Source organism: Bacillus sp. 105MF, assembly GCF_000374885.1.
In the GTDB taxonomy this organism is placed as follows: domain Bacteria; phylum Bacillota; class Bacilli; order Bacillales; family Bacillaceae_G; genus Bacillus_A; species Bacillus_A pseudomycoides.
The window spans coordinates 53,482-71,667 of the sequence record NZ_KB895585.1 but is presented as its reverse complement, the minus strand read 5'-3'; the positions used below and the strand labels follow the sequence as shown (position 1 = coordinate 71,667).

Genomic DNA, 18,186 nt, shown 5'->3' with positions numbered 1-18,186 from the left:
TAAAATCGGTTCTTTTTCAAACTCAAAAAACAGATGAATGATTTATTTACTCATTTTAATCAACTGGTTCTTCACGCTTAGATAACCATGCATCAAAACCTAAACGGCTATTTGCTAGTTCAGTCATAACTTGATGCCAATTCTCTTCACATGTTTCACCAAATTTTGAAAAAATACTGCTCATTTGTTCTCTTTGTACATCGCTTAGTTTTCTCTCTAGCTCTGCTCCTTCTGTCGTTAGGACAAGCTGTTTCACACGACGATCGTGTTCTGCTTCCTTGCTTTCAATAAGCCCCTTTTCAAGAAGCTGACGGAGTGGCCCGTGAAGAGCTTGTTTACTTATTTCTAACAGAGATAACAATTCATTTATACTAAGCCCAGGAAAACGAGCAATAAAAAATAAGATTCGATGATGAACTCGCTGTATACCATACTCTTTTATAATTTCATCTGGTTTTTCTGTAAATGTTTTATATGCAAAATAAAACAGTGCAAGTGCTTGATTCATTTGTTCTTCTTTATGTTGTGTCATCTACTTTCCCCCTATATGTAAATTATACCACAATTTATCTCTGAAATATTAAATCAACCCATTTGACTTAATAAGAGGGAATTTCACTTAAAATCACTAGCAGAACTTACAAAGCAAAATTCTAAATGAATAAAAAAACGTATTACTCATTAGATTGAGAATACGTTTTTATTTACTAACATAGACCTAGTTTGCAGAAAAGTTTAGCTGACAAGAAACACCATACATATCATTAAGCCAACCGAATTTCTTGCTAAATGGATAAACTGCAAGCGGCATTAAAACTTCTCCTTCTTGCGCTAGCTTAGTAAAGACTTCATCAATTTCCGCCTCTGCATCACAATTTACATATAGTGACATTGAAGGAGTAAATGTGAATTCATGTTTCACACTACTATCTATACACATGAACTCTTGTCCATTTAATGTGAATGTAGCATGCATTACAGTTCCCTCTTTACCAGGCTCATTTGCACCGTAACGAGAAATATTTATAATTTCTGATTGATCAAATAAAGAAGTATATAAAGCCATAGCCTCCTCTGCATTGCCGTCAAACATTAAAAAAGTAGTAATTTTTTGTCTTGTATTCTTCAATTAGAAACATCTCCTTTTATGTAGATACACTTGAAATTGCTAGTCCTCCAACGAACAGAACGTACATTCCTACAACTGTATTTTCTTCAAAAAATATTGGATTGTCAACTTATAATAGCCTCTAAGTTTTAAGAGAATAACAATATAAAAAGGAGTTTCAAATGAATAATACTGGTAGTAATCACAGAACAATAACATGTGTACCAAATAAATTATAAGTGTCAAACATGAATTTCATTGGGGGGAATTTGATTGGAAATATATTGAAATATAGTAGTTGTTTCAATACTTCCATTGGAATAACCAAATCATATCACGCCGTTTCCCCCTCATTTCTCAATATTCCCTTCGTTACAATTGCTATTACTATCATTATAAGACTTACAAACAATATAGGTAAGTAAACTTTTATACTAAAAATTTCAAACATAAATCCATATATGACCTGACCTATAGGTGCCATGCATTGCGCTACCGCTGTAATAATTGCCATGACTTTTCCTAAATTCTCGTTAGGTGTTTTCTTTTGTACGACTGTAATAACGAAAATGGAGATAATGGTCATTGCCATTGTAATAAGAATTGCACACAAGATAAAGAGGATAAATGACGGATAGTATCCAAATCTAAGAACAAGTGGCATAATGGAGACCGCCATCGGTACAATTAATAGAGCAATCATAAGTATCCACTGATATATTGTTTTCATTTGCATCTTTTTCGCAAAGAAACCGATAGATAAAGCCCCTAAGATTGTAGCAAAATCTATGAATCCCATCCCGATACCATACATTGTATCGCTACTTTGCATCTTTACTCGTAAAATGATTGGACTACCGACAATAAAGAGTGGTGTAAGGATCAAGTTGAGCAAAGCGGCTAATGTCATGGATTTCAATATATAAGGCTGTTTGACAACATAGGTAAATCCAACTTTCAAGTCTTTTGCGATTGTTGGCACAATATGCTCATCCTGTTTCCTTTTAACAAACGGAATCTTAATAAACGTCTCTAATATTGCTGACAAGAAAAAAGTGATACCACTCAGCACAACAAGTATTTTTAACCCTACAAGGCCGTATAGCACTCCGCCCAAAACAGGTGCCGCTACACCCGACAAAGCTTGAACACCATTCACGATACCATTTGCCTGTTCTAGCTTTTTTTTCCGTAACGAGCAGCGGAATACTCGCCATAACAACAGGGGAATACATTGCACTAATAATCGCTAGCAAAACCATAACAACACCGATAAGTACCACGGAAGTCTTGCCGACTGATAATAATAAAAGAAAGCAGAAAATAATAACACTACTTATCATGTCATAGAGTACCATCAAATTACGTCGGTTAAATCTATCAGCGATAGCCCCGCCAAGAGGTGACAACAACAAAGGGACACTCGATATAGCATACAAAGTAGCATAAATATCCGCACGCCCCGTTATATCCAGTACATAGAGTGATAAAGCAAAACTAAAAGGGTGGAACCTAAGATAGATACAATTTGTCCAATCACCATGAGGTTAAAATCTTTAGGGAAAGATTTTATATCGTATACACACCTTTCATCAAGGGTCTAGACCGACTGCCTCATCAAAATATCCAAAATGTAATTAAACGTTCCTTTTTTAGTTCCCAAAGTCGTTTCCATTATATTGATAAACGCCTTTGCTCTTTGCATTGCTTCATGCGGCTGCCATTGAAACAATCCTTCATCGAATATGACTTGTGCAGACGCGATCAAGAACTCCATTGTTTCCTGGGGGTAAGCCGTCTCAAAAATTTTTTCTTTGATTCCCTGCTCAATTACCTCTGTTAAAACAGGTGTTAAATGTAAAATAGCTTGCACTAAACTTTTTTGATGCATTTCTGCATTATTTGGCTGGTGAAATTGTTCAATCATTTTTTCTTTATTCCCGCCTGCTTTCGGCACTTGCACCATTAAAATTTGAAACAATTTATCCAACACAGGGATATTAGGACTTGAGGCAATCTTTTTCGCTGCCACTACATCTGCATTTACAATCCGCGTAATAATAGCGTCCATTACTTCCTCTTTTGATTTGAAATAATGATAAAATGTTCCTTTCGCAATACCAATTTCTCGTAAAATATCATTTACAGTTGTTTTCATATACCCTTTAGAAACGAACAGTTTTTCTGCTGTATCCAGAATTTCATTTCTACGTTCTTCATATTCTTTTACTGTTCTCACAAAGAAACTCCTTTCATCTAGACCGACTGTCGGTCTAGTATAAATATATGCGTAGCCTGTGAAAAAGTGTCATACAAATTAAAATGAATCAAGTTGTTTTTACCACATGTTTCCTAATGATGTATACAACATCCTAATTAAATTATCCTTCTACTTTAATGAACAAAAAAGAATTGTTTACATTTATTCACCTGCTGTACACAAAAACAAAAAAAGTCGTTCCCTTCTTTAAAAGGAAACGACTTTTCACTATAAACACTTACTCTATATTATCTACCGCGTCTCTGCTGACCTTGCTTTTTGCTATTTTTCTTTTCACTTGGTTTATGAAATGATCGTTGTTTTGTATTCTTTGATCCCCCAGGGTTATCTTTTTGACCGTATTGACCTGTTTTCTTTGGTTTTTTGATTTGCTGTTTTTTCTTTTTTTCACTCGCATCATCGTTTTGTTTAACAGGTAGTTCCAACTCTTGTCTTTGCAACGTTGCGCCAATGCCTTTTTCAATCTCTTTTAAATACATTTCATCTTTCGGTGCAACGAATGTAATTGCAAGGCCTGATCCACCAGCGCGTCCAGTTCGGCCAATTCGGTGTATGTAACTCTCTACATCTTCTGGAATGTCATAGTTAAATACATGTGTTACGCCTTCTACATCTAATCCACGAGCTGCTACATCTGTTGCGATTAAATATTGAATTTTCGCATCACGAAAACTCTTCATTACTCGTTCCCGTTTTCCTTGAGATAAATCACCATGAAGCTCATCGCAGTTATAGCCGTACCCTTTTAAATCATCATATAACTTACTCGCTCTACGCTTTGTACGACAAAAAATAACTGCTAAAAACGGCTGATCCCGGTCCATCACATGGCGCAGTGCATCTTGCTTTGCCCGATCTGTCGTTTCAATAACACGTTGCTTAATATTATTCACCGTTACTTCCGCACTTTGAATTTGAATCATCTCAGGTTCTTTCATATAGCGCTTCGCAAGCTTTTTAATATCTTTTGGCATCGTCGCTGAAAATAACATCGTTTGTTTACTCTCAGGTGTTTCTTCTAAAATGTCTTCTATATCATATAAAAAGCCGAAATGAAGCATTTGATCTGCTTCATCTAATACAAGCATAGAAACATTGGATAATACAATCGTTTCGCGGCGTAAATGGTCTAATAAACGTCCTGGTGTTGCCACAACAATGTGCGTATTTCCTTTTAACTTTCTCATTTGCTGCGCAACATCTTGACCACCATATATCGCAAGAACATTGATATTTTCTTGATGAACAAGCATTTTTTCAATTTCAGTTGTGATTTGTAGTGCTAATTCTCTAGTTGGTGCAACAATTAAAGCTTGTACATCACTTGACTCAGGATCAATTTTTTCTAGAATTGGTAAGACGAACGCCAATGTCTTCCCTGTTCCTGTTTTTGCTTGCCCAATTATATCTTTTCCAGCCATAACAACCGGGATTGCTTTCTCTTGAATTGGCGTTGCTTCAGCAATCCCATTTTCACGTAATGTATGATTAAATGTCTCACTAATTCCTAATTCTAAAAAGTTTTTCAAACAGATCACTTCTTTTCCTCATTTTTCACATTAAGCTCTCATTGTACCACTTGTTTCGCTAAATATGAAAAATAAGATAATTCTTATCTCCTTTTTTCATGCTCACTATGAATGATTTGGATTAGTTCTTTCTGTTTCTCTTTTGATTTTGTTAGCAATTTCATATTTGCAGGTGACAAAATCAGCCTCTTGATTTTCCGATTATTCCAAATGATCCCTGTATACCTTGTATCTTCATGTACATCTCGAAACCATTCTTGTTCACTTAGCTGCGCAATATGATATTTTAATTTCGCGTCAGTCCTCGGATAAAACAGAATAATATCGGCTATTACATCAAACAAAATCCACATGTTTTCTCCCCCCAATATTCTTGTTGTTCATACTCATATGAGTATGAACAACAAGAAAGAAATGATAAAAAGGGTTATTTTGTCGATTGTTTGTCTATCCTTTTAAAAAATCTATATTTTTAAGCGCATTTACATAATGTTAAATATACTTTTACAAAATTAATGGAAAAACGAAATAAGGAGTGATTATATGGAGAAACAGAAACTATGGAAAAAATTAAATGAAGGTGCAACGAAATTAGGAAAATCCGGTGTGTATGAGAGCATTATTTTATATTACACTTTAAAAAAGAACGGACTGCCTACTAAAGCCAAAATAATTATATTAACTGCACTTTCCTATTATGTATGGTCAATCGATTTCATCCCAGATTTAGCAGCTATTATTGGAATCGGCCTGTTAGATGATGTTATCGCAATTGCTTGGGCACATAGATATATCATGGTACATACAAATGCAGAAATTCGAGAAAAAGGAAAAGTAAAGATGGAATCCTTATTTGGAGCGACACATACATAATGCATCAAACAAGAAAGACGGTCTTCATAACCGTCTTTTCTGTACTATACATGTACTTGTTCTATCTGCATTTGTAAGCAATCCAACATTCTTTTCATTTCACGTTCTTTATAGTGATTTAAGCAAGCAATTTGAATCCAGTTATTTTGTTGTAAATAGTTTGATTCATAATGGATAATAAACCCTTGCAATGCTAATGAATCTCCTATTTCCTTAGAAGAAAGTTCTTTATCTAGTGCAATTGTAAGAATGATAGATGAAGCATACTTTTTTTGAGATACAAGTTGTAATTCCATATTGGTAACTGCTTCTTCGATAAAGGTATACATCTATATATTTTCTTAAATTTGTTTTCATCTTCAAAATTCTTTAATGCTTCTTGTAAGGCGCATATTAAATTCCAAGACTGAGAGTACGGTACACTTCCGTTCTCTTTGTACATTCCTATATCCATGTACACAGATAAAGTTGCAGTCGGATTTACAGTATGATTATAAAATACAAAAGAGAGCCCAGTGTATGCTCCAATTGCTTTTCCGCTAATTCCTCTATTTCATTGTATAAAAATGGTCTCACCATTTGTTAAAACGAATCCACGTCCCTTTAATAACTTTAGCTGTAAAGCGATTGAATCATTTGCTAATGTACCTGTCCCAAGCATGTGCAAATCATGCTTGGGACAGGTACATTAGCAATAATCGTTTTTTCACATTCTCCATCGCAGCTTTAAATTGAATGGAACGATGCGAAATTGGATTAGAAGCAAATGCTTGCTGGACATTTTCTGCGATTTCTACGGGTCCGGGTCAAAATGTATATTCTTTCGTCACAAGACTTGTAATACTAGATTGTTCAAGCGTTTTTTGGGTGATATACATCGGCTAAAATGAGCGCTAAATCACACCCATTTAGAAGCAAATAGCGATGCAAAAATCGAATCAATCCGAGTAAAGCTCTTCCGTTTCGATATTCTTGCTCCACAGCTAATAAACGAATTTCATATACACGATCATCACGTTCTGGTAACCACTCATCTAAATGAGGTATTTAAATACGTATTTTCTTCATGGAACAAATCTATGCGTTTGCGCTCTTCTGTTTGTTCATGCTGCGGAATTTCTTCTACGAATGTTTTATAATTTAGTTTATGAATACTTTCAAACTCCCATGCTTGATCAGCAATTTTATACATTAACCCCATGTTTTAATCCCCTTTATTTTCTATGTGCGTACAAAATCAATATAATAATGCAAACACTTAATACAATCGCTACCATAGAATAAAAGTATGCAATCATACAAAGTGGTAAACAAGCGATTGTAATTAAACCAGCCTTTGTAAAACTCTTAAAAATTAAATAAAACAAAACAACAACTGCTAGTAGCGAGATTAATAGAAATATAGACTCCCCAAATAAGATTCTTGCTACATAAACAACAATCGCCCCTTTAAGGGCATCTCCTAGAAATGTAGCAATAAAATATACTTTTCCGTATAAACGCCCCATATTCCTCGCACCAGGATTTCCACTACCAACATCTCGAATATCTATCCCGTATTTCCATTTTATAATCATATATGCTGTTAATATGTTCCCAACCATATAAGCACCTACTACATACAGAAACTGGTTGATATGAATCATATAATCTTTCTATTTACTATTCTCAATACACTCTTCAAGCATAAGTGGCATAGAAGTAAGCCATACAATAAAATATGAAACTTGCTACCGTTGTAATTCCTATCAAATTCCATGCAATAACACGTACGGATTTAATATATTGTAAAATATATCCTATTGACCAGGCTATAAACAAACTTACAAGTATTATAACTTGCGGTTTATGCACCGGAACCTTATCAATTCCTATAATGGCTATAATATTCATACATACGATAAGCAAGAAGATCGGAAATGAAATTCTAAATAAAAAAATCCATATTTTAATCCCAAAATCCATATAACACCTCCTTTTTAAAGAAGACTGCTATATGGAAAAACTGTATTTAAAATAAAGTAGATTTTTTTACAGCTAAAAAATAAGCTCCTTTTGCTGATGAAATTTCACTTTGAATAAAATTTATTTCATTAATATAGTTTTCGCAATACCTCTTAAATTTAGCATATATTTCTGGTACAGAGCACAAAATTCCACCTTTTACTGCAATTGAAATTGGTACTTCAAATGACATTTTCTTATACACGTCAACTGTAATTCTGGCTAATTCTTCACTAGCTTTTGATATAATTTTGAACGCATCATCATTACCTTTCCTTGCTTCCTCTATTACAAGGGGGGCAATCGCAGCAACCTGATCTTTCTGTGAGGAATATACAAGTTGTTTTATATCAAATGGTGTATGAATAGGAACTTGCTTTTGTATTACTCTGCTAAGATTGCAAAATTGCTCACCTTTATCATACTCGATTGTCATCCTTCTTAACGCCTGCAAAGCAATCCAATACCCACTCCCTTCATCTCCTAAAATATGGCCCCATCCTCCACTATACTCATATTCTGCTCCTTTTTTCCCTAAGCAGATAGCACCTGTTCCCGCTATTGTTAAAATACCATCGTTTCCTCCTAATAAGGCCGCATGTGCAATTACTGCATCATCATAAATTTCAATATTTGTTTGATATCTCGCTATTAAACGTTCCTTTAACACATTAATATCTATACTTTTCACACCCGCCAGCCCTAAACAAATACAAGCGCAGTCCTCTTTAGACAAGCTTTGTTGACAATATTCAATTGCCTCCATAATATGCGATAAAGCTTTCTCATAATCTATTAAAACATTTCCGAAACAGCTCATACTTCTTGCTATTTCTTTACCATTTTGGTCAAATGCAATCGCTTCTGTCTTCGTCCCACCACCGTCTACACCTATCATATACTTCATCTTTCCACCCACTTTTTCTTACCTCACAATTGGAGGGAATGTTACATTACCTAAAACGACAGGATGTCTTCTGTAGCACTTGGTACATTACTTGGATTACGATGATATGTTTCATTTGCTAGCACAGCAAAAGCAATTGCTTCTTTTGCGGATGATGAATACCCAATTTCCTCTTGTATAAGTACTTTACAGGGCGCCTCCTTCAAACTCTCTTTTATCATTTCTACAAGTGTTTTATTATAACTTCCACCTCCGTCAAGAATAACTTCATCAATATGATAATAAGGAGAAATAACTTTTTGATAATGATGAACAATCGAGTTTGCTGTAAACATCGTTACAGTAGCTACAATATCTTCCTTACGGTGCTCCTTAAATCGCTTTAGCAATTCATCTGTAAACTCTTCTCCAAACTGTTCTCTTCCTGTTGACTTAGGTGGAACAGTTTTAAAAAACGAATGACTCATACAAGAATAAAGCATTTCATTTATGACACTTCCTTGTCTTGCTATCTCACCATTTTTATCAAACGAGTACTGAAATAATCGCTGACATACTTCATCTATCACCATATTTCCTGGCCCCGTATCAAAGGCAATCACTTCTTGTTTAGATACTCGGCTTGGAATTACAGTTACATTCCCTATCCCACCAATATTTTGAAGTAATCGATTTTTATTTTGGTCTCTATATAAAATAAGTTCTGAATATGGAACAAGAGGGGCTCCTTGACCACCAGCCGCCATATCCATTGTTCGAAAATTTGAAATGACTGTTGTTCCTGTTTCATAGGCTATAACTGCGGGTTCTCCGATTTGTAGTGTCGATGGAACAATCGTCTTCTCTTGAACAGGCTGATGATAAATCGTTTGACCATGCGAGTCAATTAAATCTAATTGTTCTATTGGAAAATCAGATTGTTTACAGACTTTTTTCACTGCATTCGCAAAACATAGCCCGAGCTTAAAATTCAAACTACATATAAGTTGTACGTTAGAAGCTTCTATAGATAAGGCTTGCTGAATTTCATTTGTTATTTCTTTTGAAAACGGTACTGTAATAAAGCTGATTAGTTTCACCTTTAATCATGAAAGAAGTGATAGACTAGTTGCCTATCACTCTAATACATATCTGTATGATTTCTTCATATTTCGCATCATTACACGTTCACAGAACCTCACTCGCCATCACCACTCTTTTCGACTTCAATCATATTTTTATCGTACATTTTAAAAAATGGCAGATAGATAAGGAATGAGATTGCTATATTAATGAAGACTAACACAACAGCTCTCCAATCTCCACCCGTCGCTAAATATGCACCAATTGGAGCTGGTAATGTCCATGGCGGCATAATATAAGTTGGTGTAACCAGTCCCATTGCTGTTGCAGTATAAGCAATTGTCGCTGTTACTAATGGTGTAATAATAAAAGGAATAATTAAAATCGGGTTTAACACGATTGGAAGCCCAAATATAACTGGCTCATTAATATTAAAAATACCAGGTACAATACACGTTCTTGACAGCGCTTTGGAATACTTTGATCTACCGAAGACAATCATGGCTAATACAAGCCCTAATGTAGCTCCGGAACCACCAATCCATATAAACCATTGGTATAATGGTTCTGGTGCAATAAATGGTATACTGCTTGCTCCATCTGCAACTGCAGCAGAGTTTTTACCAAGATAAACTTCCCATAAAGGACGGGCAACTGTCCCAACAACAGAAACACCATGTATGCCAAATGACCAGAAGAATGTAATTAGAAACACAGGTAGAATAACTCCAAAATAACTATCACCAGCTTTTACTAATGGTGCAGCTAGCTTATCAACTAAATGATGTAAATCAATGCTAAAAACAACAGTAATAATACTCATAATAATAATAACGAAAGCAGCAGGTATAAGTGCTTCAAAAGAACGAGATACAGACGGTGGTACTTGCTCTGGCATTTTAATCATCACATTTTTCGTCTTACAGAATCTCAAAATCTCAACCGATAAAATGGAAACAATCATTGTAACAAATAACCCATGCCCTCCAAGGTTTGTCATTGGGAGCATAAATCCTTTCTTATCAATGAGTTCAGGTGTCAATGTAAGAAGTAATGAGCAGACTGCAAGCTGCGCTCCTGATAAGGCATCTAATTTGTAACTTTTCGCTAAATTATATCCAATACCAAAGGCGATATAGAGCGACATAATAAACATCGTTAACCGATACGGTATTAAAATACTCGTTTGATGTTTGGCTGCCCATAGTGAAATAAAACTATCCTTTGGAAGAGGCGGAAACGCCACAATTAGAAAGAAACTTCCTACAATAATAAACGGTAATGCTGAAATTACACCATCACGAATTGCTTGTAAATGCCTTTGCTCAGAAAGCCTCGCCATTGGACCAGATAAGTTATTCTCAAGAAATGAGACAAACTTATTCATCAAACTTCCCTCCTAACGGATTAATTCATTCACAGCCTTTAATAGCGTCGGTCCACCAAGTGGTGTATAAGCTTGTGGCGGAATTATACCACAAGGAACAGACTGCTCATCTGCTATTTTTTTCACTGCATCAAATCTATGCCTTACTTGCGGAGCAACCATTACAACGTCCCAGCCGTTCTTAACCTCTTCTTCCACTTCACTCGTTCCAATTGCGTGTACATCCATATTAATTCCCTTCTTCTCCGCTTCTTTTTTTAAAGCGTTTACAACAATTGAACTGGACATTCCTCCAGAGCATACAAACAGAACTTTCATTTCATAATCCTCCTATATGCTTTAAGTAATTTTTATCCTTTTTCAAGGACTGTCAAACCACCAACGAAAGGAAGTTTCACGTTATTAAAAATCATATGAAGAATGTAGACAAATTAGTTCTGACGAAATGAAATTTCAGAAAAAAATTTTTTTATGTTAAATAAAAGTTTCAGCCCCTACTTTCTCAATTGTGAATCTTATATTCACGTGATATAGTAGTCTCGAAAATAGAATATGTAAGGAGGCGTACGATTATTTTCAGAAAATTATTGATGAGTTGTTGTAGCGTCATCTTGATTATTCCCTTCTTGTTCATAAGCTCTAGGTTCACACAAGCTGAAGTACCTACTACGTATCAAAAACATGAATTACGCGCCGCATGGATTGCATCTGTTCTCAACATTGATTGGCCCTCTAAGCCAGGATTACCTATCGAAAAGCTGAAACAAGAATTTATCAAACTACTAGATGATGTAAAAAATCTAGGTATGAATACAGTTGTTGTTCAAATTAAACCAACCGCAGACGCTTTTTACCCTTCCCAATATGGCCCTTGGTCCGAATATCTCACAGGCATACAAGGAAAAGACCCCGGTTATGATCCACTCGCATTTATGATTGAAGAAGCACATAAAAGAAATCTTGAATTCCACGCTTGGATTAATCCCTACAGAATAACGATGAATCATACCGATATAAACCGATTAGCAGAAAACCACCCAGCAAAGCAACATCCCGATTGGGTCATACCCTACGGCGGGAAACTATACTATAATCCTGGTATTCCAGAAGTGAAAGCTTTTATAACGGAAGGTGCATTGGAAATTGTACAAAATTATGACATTGACGCACTTCACATGGACGATTATTTTTATCCCTACAAAGTAGCGGGTGAGGAAATTCCAGATCAAAACACATATGAAACATATAATAATGGGCGATTTTCTAACATTGAAGACTGGCGTCGTGATAATGTGAACCAACTTGTAAACGGATTAAATACTGCTATTAAACAAGAAAAATCTTATGTCAAATTTGGAATTAGTCCATTTGGAGTATGGAGGAATATTGCTGATGATCCAACCGGTTCTAATACAACTGCTGGACAAAGAAATTATGATGACCTATATGCTGACACACGAGAATGGATACAAAAAGGGTATATTGACTATATTACACCACAAATCTATTGGAATATCGGTTTTGCACCTGCAGCATATGACGTTTTACTAGATTGGTGGATAAAAGAAACAGAAAACAAACAAATTCACCTATATATTGGACAAGCTGCATATAAAATTAATAATAACTCAGTCCCCGCTTGGTCAGACCCTGAAGAATATCCAAGGCAAATTGCATTAAATCATCAATATTCACAAATAAAAGGTAGCATGCACTTTAGCCTTAAAGATATAAATAACAATCCATTAGGAATAAAAGATCGACTACAAAAAGATATTTATACACATCCTGCATTAATTCCACCAATGCCTTGGCTAGATCACGATCCACCTAAGCAACCTACTTTAAAAGGTGCTATTGCAAGAAATGATGGTATTGCCTTAGGAATCATCGATGATAGAAACAATGATTCTACGTATTATGCAATCTATCGAGTAAATGAAAAGAATGACGTTGACATTCAAAAAGCTGAAAACTTACTTACTACTGTACGAAAAACAAAACCTGGGGAAATTTATGTAGATAAAACAGCTGTGTCTGGTAAGACGTATACGTATGTGGTGACTGCTTTGGATCGGTTGCATAACGAGAGTATCCCTTCTAGCAAAACTACTATACAAGCGAAGTAATCATAAAATCCCTCACTCTATATATGAGGGATTTTACCTTACGCATATTCAAAAAACAAACTACCCAGGCTTAGGAAGGGTATGCATTTACTATATTTGATCTGTTCATCCATTTTTTCATGTTATATGGTTCTAATAGGGTTAAAGGTAGTATCCGGCGATATTGCTGTCATTTACCTTTAGACGTTTTTTCATTAACATATAAGTGGCTGTACAAACAAAAGCAAAAATAAAGCAGGAGGGGCTTTGCATCTGCCCTCTGCTTCTTATCCCCGAATCTGTCCATTCCCACGAATCACATATTTCGTGGAAGTCAATGCAGGCAATCCCATCGGCCCCCGCGCGTGCAGCTTTTGCGTGCTGATGCCGATTTCGGCGCCGAAGCCAAATTCAAAGCCGTCCGTAAAGCGAGTCGAAGCATTATGGTACAGCGCCGCGGCATCGACGGAAATGAAAAATTTACTGACATTTCCTTCGTTTTCTGTAATAATCGCTTCGGAATGCTTGGAGCCATAAGCATTGATGTGGCGAATCGCTTCTTCAACCGAGGAAACGATTTTGACTGCCAGCGTAAGAGACAAAAACTCTGTTTGCCAGTCTTCTTCTGAAGCAGGGACAAGAGATGAATCAATTGTCAAAGCTTTCTTATCCCCGCGTAGCTCCACTCCTTTTTCCTTCAAGAAGGAAAACAGCTCAGTACCGTAACGCTCCACCCAATTCTCATGAAGTACAATTGTTTCAATAGCGTTGCATACGGACGGGCGCTGTGTTTTAGCGTTTACAATAATGTCGAATGCCATCTGTTTATCTGCTGTTTCATCAATGAAAATGTGACAATTTCCCGCACCTGTTTCTAATACAGGGACAGACGCTTCTCTCACTACCATATCAATCAGCTGCTTGCCGCCTCTTGGAATAAGAACATCTAAGTACTCGTTCAATGTAAACAGCTGCTTTGCGCTTTCACGTGACGTATCTTCAATGAGCTGTACGCTGTCTGGAGGCAGGCTAGTTTGTTCGAGTGCCCGGTGAATGACAGCGACAATGGCTTTGTTGGAATAAATGGCGGAAGAACTACCGCGCAGAATCACCGCGTTTCCTGTTTTCAAGCAAATCGTGGCCGCATCCACCGTCACATTTGGCCTCGCCTCGTAAATCATCCCCACAACGCCGAGTGGCACGCGCACCTCCTGAATGGACAATCCGTTCGGCCGTTCCCATGCCGCCACGCACCCTCCGACAGGGTCACGCAAATCAATCAGCTGCCGGATGCCCTCTGCCATGTCAATGATGCGCTGTTCGTTCAACAGGAGGCGGTCAAGGAGTGATGCAGACATTCCTTTCGCTTTTCCTTGTTCGATATCCCGTTTGTTTTCCGTCAAAATGTAGGATGTCTCCGCCATCAATTTCTCAGCGATAGCCGCCAGCGCCTTATTTTTTTGATCCGTCGATTTGGCCACAAGCTCTCTCATAACCGCTTTCGCTTTTTGTCCCTTTGCTAATACTTCGTTCATTTTCACTTCCCCCTTTTAAAGATAAAATTTGAGACGTGTCTAACTCCGCCAGCTAGGCACTGCAACCCAAAACTCTCCTACACAGATATTAGTTGAATCGACCGGGCTCTTAACGTTCTGTTGCTCATCCTGTCTAAACATTCAAGTTACTGACGCTTTGAGCAGAGAAAAGGCAAAAAACGCCAGTTAAGACGAAAAGCCTTGGTTTTTGCACCTAAACAAGCCGGCTTCTGTTTTTCTTAAGATGAAACCCAATTATCCCTATGAATGACCTCGTAGCTATGCCTTTCTTCTCGCGCTTGAATGTCACGGCTCCGCATGCCTTTCAGCGCCCGCAATTCCTCTGCGCTATATCTGCACTGCCCTTTGCCGATTACGCGTCCTTTTTGCGTGATGACCTCCACCACTTCGCCGGCCTGAAAGATCCCGAACACGCCGGTAACACCAGCGGGCAGAAGACTTTTTCCATGGTGGACGATAGCAGCGGCCGCGCCAGCATCCACCTCGATTTGTCCTCTCACGAGCGAATGCAATGCAATCCATTGCTTGTTCATCTTGATCACTTTTTGCGGCGTATTACCGATGTACGTTCCGTCACCTTTGCCTTTCAAAACATCTAAAAACTTCTCCTGTCCGCGTCCTGTTCCGATGAATACGCTCACACCGAGAGACAGCGCCGTCTTCGCCGCATCGATTTTCGATCTCATGCCGCCGGTACCGAGCTTTGAGCCAGCATCTCCGGCAAGAGCGTCAATTTCTTCCGTAACGTCAGGAAGAAAGTAATACTTTTTCGCGTCCGGATTTTTCTGAGGATTCCGGTCGTACAAACCGTTCACATCCGTAAAAATCATGAGCATATCTGCCGACACGAGCCCGCTTACTAAAGCCGACAGCATGTCATTATCTCCGAACGTCAGCTCCTCTACAGAAATAGAATCGTTTTCATTGATAATAGGCAAGGCAGAGCGGTCCAGCAGCTCTGATAAAGTTGCATAGGCATTGCTGTATTGTTCTTTTCTAGAAAAATCGCTTCTTGTTAGTAGAAGCTGCGCGGTAACAATCCCATATTTGAGGAATTCCTCTGTATACGCCTGCATTAAGAGACTTTGCCCGACAGCGGCGGCAGCCTGTTTTCCTTTGATTGTCACAGGCCGTCCGGGATACCCAAGAGCAGAGAAGCCTGCGGCGACGGCCCCGGATGTAATCAGCAAAATTTCATGTCCTTCCTGTTTCAGCCGTGCCAAGGCGGCAACGTGATCTGAAAGCTGTTCGCTAGAGATGCCGCCTTGATTCGCTGCCAAAGAACTGCTTCCAATTTTTATGACAATTCGTTGTTTTTTCACTTTTGTACCTCCTCGTCTAAAATGAAAATTTTTTTATAAGGTGTGCCGCTTCTTTTTTCGAATGGAAACAAAATACTCTTCTACCGCGTGCAATTTGCAGGGAAAAATCCCCCGCCAATGATGCCCATTTCGCAACAAAAATTCAAATAAAAAGACCGCTCCGCCCTTAAAAAGGACGAAACGGTCATCGTTCCGCGGTACCACCTTCATTGATATGATCCATATCCGCTTGTCGCCTGTAACGCAGGCATACGCTTAAACTTTCGTTTAAAACTCGGGGATAGGTTCGATAGTTTCTTTGCGAGGAATCTTTCAGCCTGCGGATTCCACTCTCTTGCGCAAGAAAACATATGTACTAGTTCCCTTCAACGATTTTAATTTTAATTTTAATTTTAATTTTAATTTTTTATATTATGCAATACAGTGGATTTTTATGTCAAGAGATGTTTTAAAAAACAAAGAAGGCTGCATATTTAATTTTTATTGATAAATGGAAATTATCAGGGTTTATAAAAATACAACACCATTCTTGGAAAATTGCACGCTAAGGACTAGAAAAATTTACTATGACAACGTTCTTAAAGGATAACCACATGTTCAAAAAGAAAACGCCAAAAATTAATTGATCACTGAATCTTGTACGCACTTTATTAACTTGATTATATCTAGAAAACGTTGATATAGTTTTCTGAACAAATATCTCTTAACGTACAACAAAAGAGGTATTTTGTATTAACACGTATAATTTTCCCGAAAGAATATAGTGCTTCATAAGTACTCTGTATATCAAATTGCTTTTTTTCAAATATTTTACGTAGCAATCCTTTCAATTTCCCCTTTTCATTATACTACTGATAATGATATGTTATATTCTCCAAAAGTATTTAAGATGTTATAGAGTGAAATATAATAAAAATTTCAAACTATAGAAAATGTGCTTGTTTAGTACACAATAAAAGTGATTTCTATGCATATTTGGTATTGCAAAAAACAATGTACTCTCTTAAAATATTTTTTTATAGTAATCTCGATATTATTTATAATGCCTATTTCTCTTTTACAGGATATCACAAAGTTTTTTAGAATAATAAATTTCAATCTAATGAAATTTATACTAAAAGGAGCGAGAGCGAATTATTATGAACAAACAAATAGGATTCATAGGATGCGGAAATATGGGTATCGCTATGATAGGTGGAATGATTAACAAAAATATAGTTTCCTCAGATAAAATAATTTGTTCAGATTTAAATGTCATTAATTTAAAAAATGCTAGTGAAAAATACGATATAATCACAACTACTGACAACAATAAAGTAGCTAACAATGCTGATATTTTAATTTTATCAATCAAACCAGACCTATACTCATCAGTAATTAACCAAATAAAAGAGCAGATAAAAAGCGATGTAATAGTAGTAACTATTGCTGCAGGGAAAAACATTAAGAGTACTGAGGACGCCTTTGGCAGAAAGTTAAAAGTTGTTAGAGTAATGCCTAATACACCTGCTCTTGTTGGAGAAGGAATGTCTGCATTATGTGCTAATAAAATGGTTACGGAAAAAGACCTAGAAGATATACTAACTATATTTAATAGTTTTGGCCAAACAGAGATAGTACATGAAAGATTAATGGACGTTGTAACATCTGTAAGTGGTTCTTCTCCAGCATATGTATATATGTTTATAGAAGCTATGGCAGATGCTGCTGTACTAGATGGTATGCCAAGAACTCAAGCATATAAATTCGCAGCCCAAGCTGTATTAGGTTCTGCAAAAATGGTACTTGAAACAGGAATACACCCAGGTGCACTTAAAGACATGGTTTGTTCTCCAGGTGGAACGACAATAGAAGCTGTAGCAACGTTAGAAGAGAAAGGATTAAGAACAGCTATTATTTCGGCTATGAAGCATTGCACTCAAAAATCTATTGAAATATCCAAGTTAACTAATAAATAAGAAATAACTTATAGAATGTACCATAGCAACAAAAAATTCTATACTAAGAAAACAATTATTTATTTCCTCCTATATTTACAGATAATAAGGA

At 36.7% G+C, this 18,186-nt stretch carries 16 protein-coding genes, 3 pseudogenes and 1 other annotated feature; of the genes and pseudogenes, 3 read left to right on the top strand and 16 right to left on the bottom strand.

All coding sequences use genetic code 11. The features are described 5' to 3' along the window. Positions 1–55: 55 nt before the first annotated feature. The 6 genes and pseudogenes from C564_RS0123400 to C564_RS0123375 all read right to left on the bottom strand — a co-directional run bounded on the left by C564_RS0123400 (position 56) and on the right by C564_RS0123375 (position 5,271). Positions 56–532 (bottom strand): MarR family winged helix-turn-helix transcriptional regulator, encoded by a 477-nt coding sequence (locus C564_RS0123400; RefSeq protein ID WP_003197732.1) that lies wholly within the window; start codon positions 530–532, stop codon positions 56–58. 186 nt (positions 533–718) lie between these two features. Next, entirely contained in the window at positions 719–1,129 is a 411-nt protein-coding gene (locus tag C564_RS0123395; protein WP_018767049.1) for a VOC family protein, read from the bottom strand. A gap of 313 nt (positions 1,130–1,442) precedes the next feature. Further along, positions 1,443–2,651: pseudogene (locus C564_RS33750) on the bottom strand (MFS transporter). Between the two features lie 57 nt (positions 2,652–2,708). Then, positions 2,709–3,347 (bottom strand): TetR/AcrR family transcriptional regulator, encoded by a 639-nt coding sequence (locus tag C564_RS0123385; RefSeq protein WP_018767047.1) that lies wholly within the window; start codon positions 3,345–3,347, stop codon positions 2,709–2,711. A gap of 269 nt (positions 3,348–3,616) precedes the next feature. Next, positions 3,617–4,927: a DEAD/DEAH box helicase gene (locus tag C564_RS0123380; RefSeq protein WP_026008674.1), complete on the bottom strand. Its 1,311-nt coding sequence runs from the start codon at positions 4,925–4,927 to the stop codon at positions 3,617–3,619. Between the two features lie 74 nt (positions 4,928–5,001). Beyond that, complete coding sequence (locus C564_RS0123375; protein ID WP_018767045.1) at positions 5,002–5,271, bottom strand: hypothetical protein; 270 nt, start codon at positions 5,269–5,271, stop codon at positions 5,002–5,004. A gap of 190 nt (positions 5,272–5,461) precedes the next feature. On the opposite strand from C564_RS0123375, the gene C564_RS0123370 reads away from it, so the two are divergent. Next, positions 5,462–5,791 (top strand): YkvA family protein, encoded by a 330-nt coding sequence (locus C564_RS0123370; RefSeq protein ID WP_018767044.1) that lies wholly within the window; start codon positions 5,462–5,464, stop codon positions 5,789–5,791. Positions 5,792–5,835: 44 nt separating this feature from the next. Here the strand turns inward: C564_RS0123370 and C564_RS37715 are convergent. The 8 genes and pseudogenes from C564_RS37715 to C564_RS0123330 form a co-directional block, all read right to left on the bottom strand. Beyond that, positions 5,836–6,838 (bottom strand): annotated as a pseudogene (locus C564_RS37715) (aminotransferase class V-fold PLP-dependent enzyme); the annotation flags it as partial. Further along, positions 6,822–6,992, bottom strand: a complete 171-nt coding sequence (locus tag C564_RS38495) for a hypothetical protein (protein ID WP_003197713.1) — start codon at positions 6,990–6,992, stop codon at positions 6,822–6,824. The gene C564_RS38495 and the pseudogene C564_RS37715, both read right to left, overlap by 17 nt. A gap of 13 nt (positions 6,993–7,005) precedes the next feature. Next, positions 7,006–7,437 carry a glycerol-3-phosphate acyltransferase gene (locus C564_RS0123355; RefSeq protein ID WP_026008673.1) on the bottom strand — a complete coding sequence of 144 codons (432 nt, stop codon included), beginning with the start codon at positions 7,435–7,437 and terminating at the stop codon, positions 7,006–7,008. Between the two features lie 34 nt (positions 7,438–7,471). Continuing rightward, positions 7,472–7,756, bottom strand: a complete 285-nt coding sequence (locus C564_RS0123350) for a hypothetical protein (protein ID WP_018767041.1) — start codon at positions 7,754–7,756, stop codon at positions 7,472–7,474. A 46-nt stretch (positions 7,757–7,802) separates the two neighbouring features. Beyond that, complete coding sequence (locus tag C564_RS0123345; RefSeq protein WP_018767040.1) at positions 7,803–8,702, bottom strand: BadF/BadG/BcrA/BcrD ATPase family protein; 900 nt, start codon at positions 8,700–8,702, stop codon at positions 7,803–7,805. An 18-nt stretch (positions 8,703–8,720) separates the two neighbouring features. After that, positions 8,721–9,784 (bottom strand): annotated as a pseudogene (anmK, locus tag C564_RS0123340) (anhydro-N-acetylmuramic acid kinase AnmK); the annotation flags it as partial. Between the two features lie 95 nt (positions 9,785–9,879). Beyond that, positions 9,880–11,151 carry a PTS sugar transporter subunit IIC gene (locus C564_RS0123335; RefSeq protein ID WP_018767039.1) on the bottom strand — a complete coding sequence of 424 codons (1,272 nt, stop codon included), beginning with the start codon at positions 11,149–11,151 and terminating at the stop codon, positions 9,880–9,882. A 12-nt stretch (positions 11,152–11,163) separates the two neighbouring features. After that, a complete protein-coding gene (locus C564_RS0123330) occupies positions 11,164–11,469 on the bottom strand; it encodes a PTS sugar transporter subunit IIB (protein ID WP_003197701.1) in 306 nt (101 codons plus the stop codon). Positions 11,470–11,720: 251 nt separating this feature from the next. Here C564_RS0123330 and C564_RS0123325 point away from each other — a divergent pair, with 251 nt between their 5' ends. Next, entirely contained in the window at positions 11,721–13,280 is a 1,560-nt protein-coding gene (locus C564_RS0123325) for a glycoside hydrolase family 10 protein (RefSeq protein WP_026008672.1), read from the top strand. A gap of 266 nt (positions 13,281–13,546) precedes the next feature. Here C564_RS0123325 and C564_RS0123320 read toward each other — a convergent pair whose 3' ends face one another. Together C564_RS0123320 and proB are read right to left on the bottom strand one after the other, a co-directional pair. After that, positions 13,547–14,794, bottom strand: coding sequence for a glutamate-5-semialdehyde dehydrogenase (locus C564_RS0123320; RefSeq protein WP_018767037.1), 1,248 nt, complete (start codon positions 14,792–14,794; stop codon positions 13,547–13,549). A gap of 239 nt (positions 14,795–15,033) precedes the next feature. After that, positions 15,034–16,137, bottom strand: coding sequence for a glutamate 5-kinase (gene proB, locus C564_RS0123315; RefSeq protein WP_003207176.1), 1,104 nt, complete (start codon positions 16,135–16,137; stop codon positions 15,034–15,036). Positions 16,138–16,305: 168 nt separating this feature from the next. Further along, positions 16,306–16,515 (bottom strand) — a binding site (T-box leader). A gap of 761 nt (positions 16,516–17,276) precedes the next feature. Here proB and proC point away from each other — a divergent pair. Then, a complete protein-coding gene (gene proC / locus C564_RS0123310; RefSeq protein WP_026008671.1) occupies positions 17,277–18,095 on the top strand; it encodes a pyrroline-5-carboxylate reductase in 819 nt (272 codons plus the stop codon). Positions 18,096–18,186: the final 91 nt, after the last annotated feature.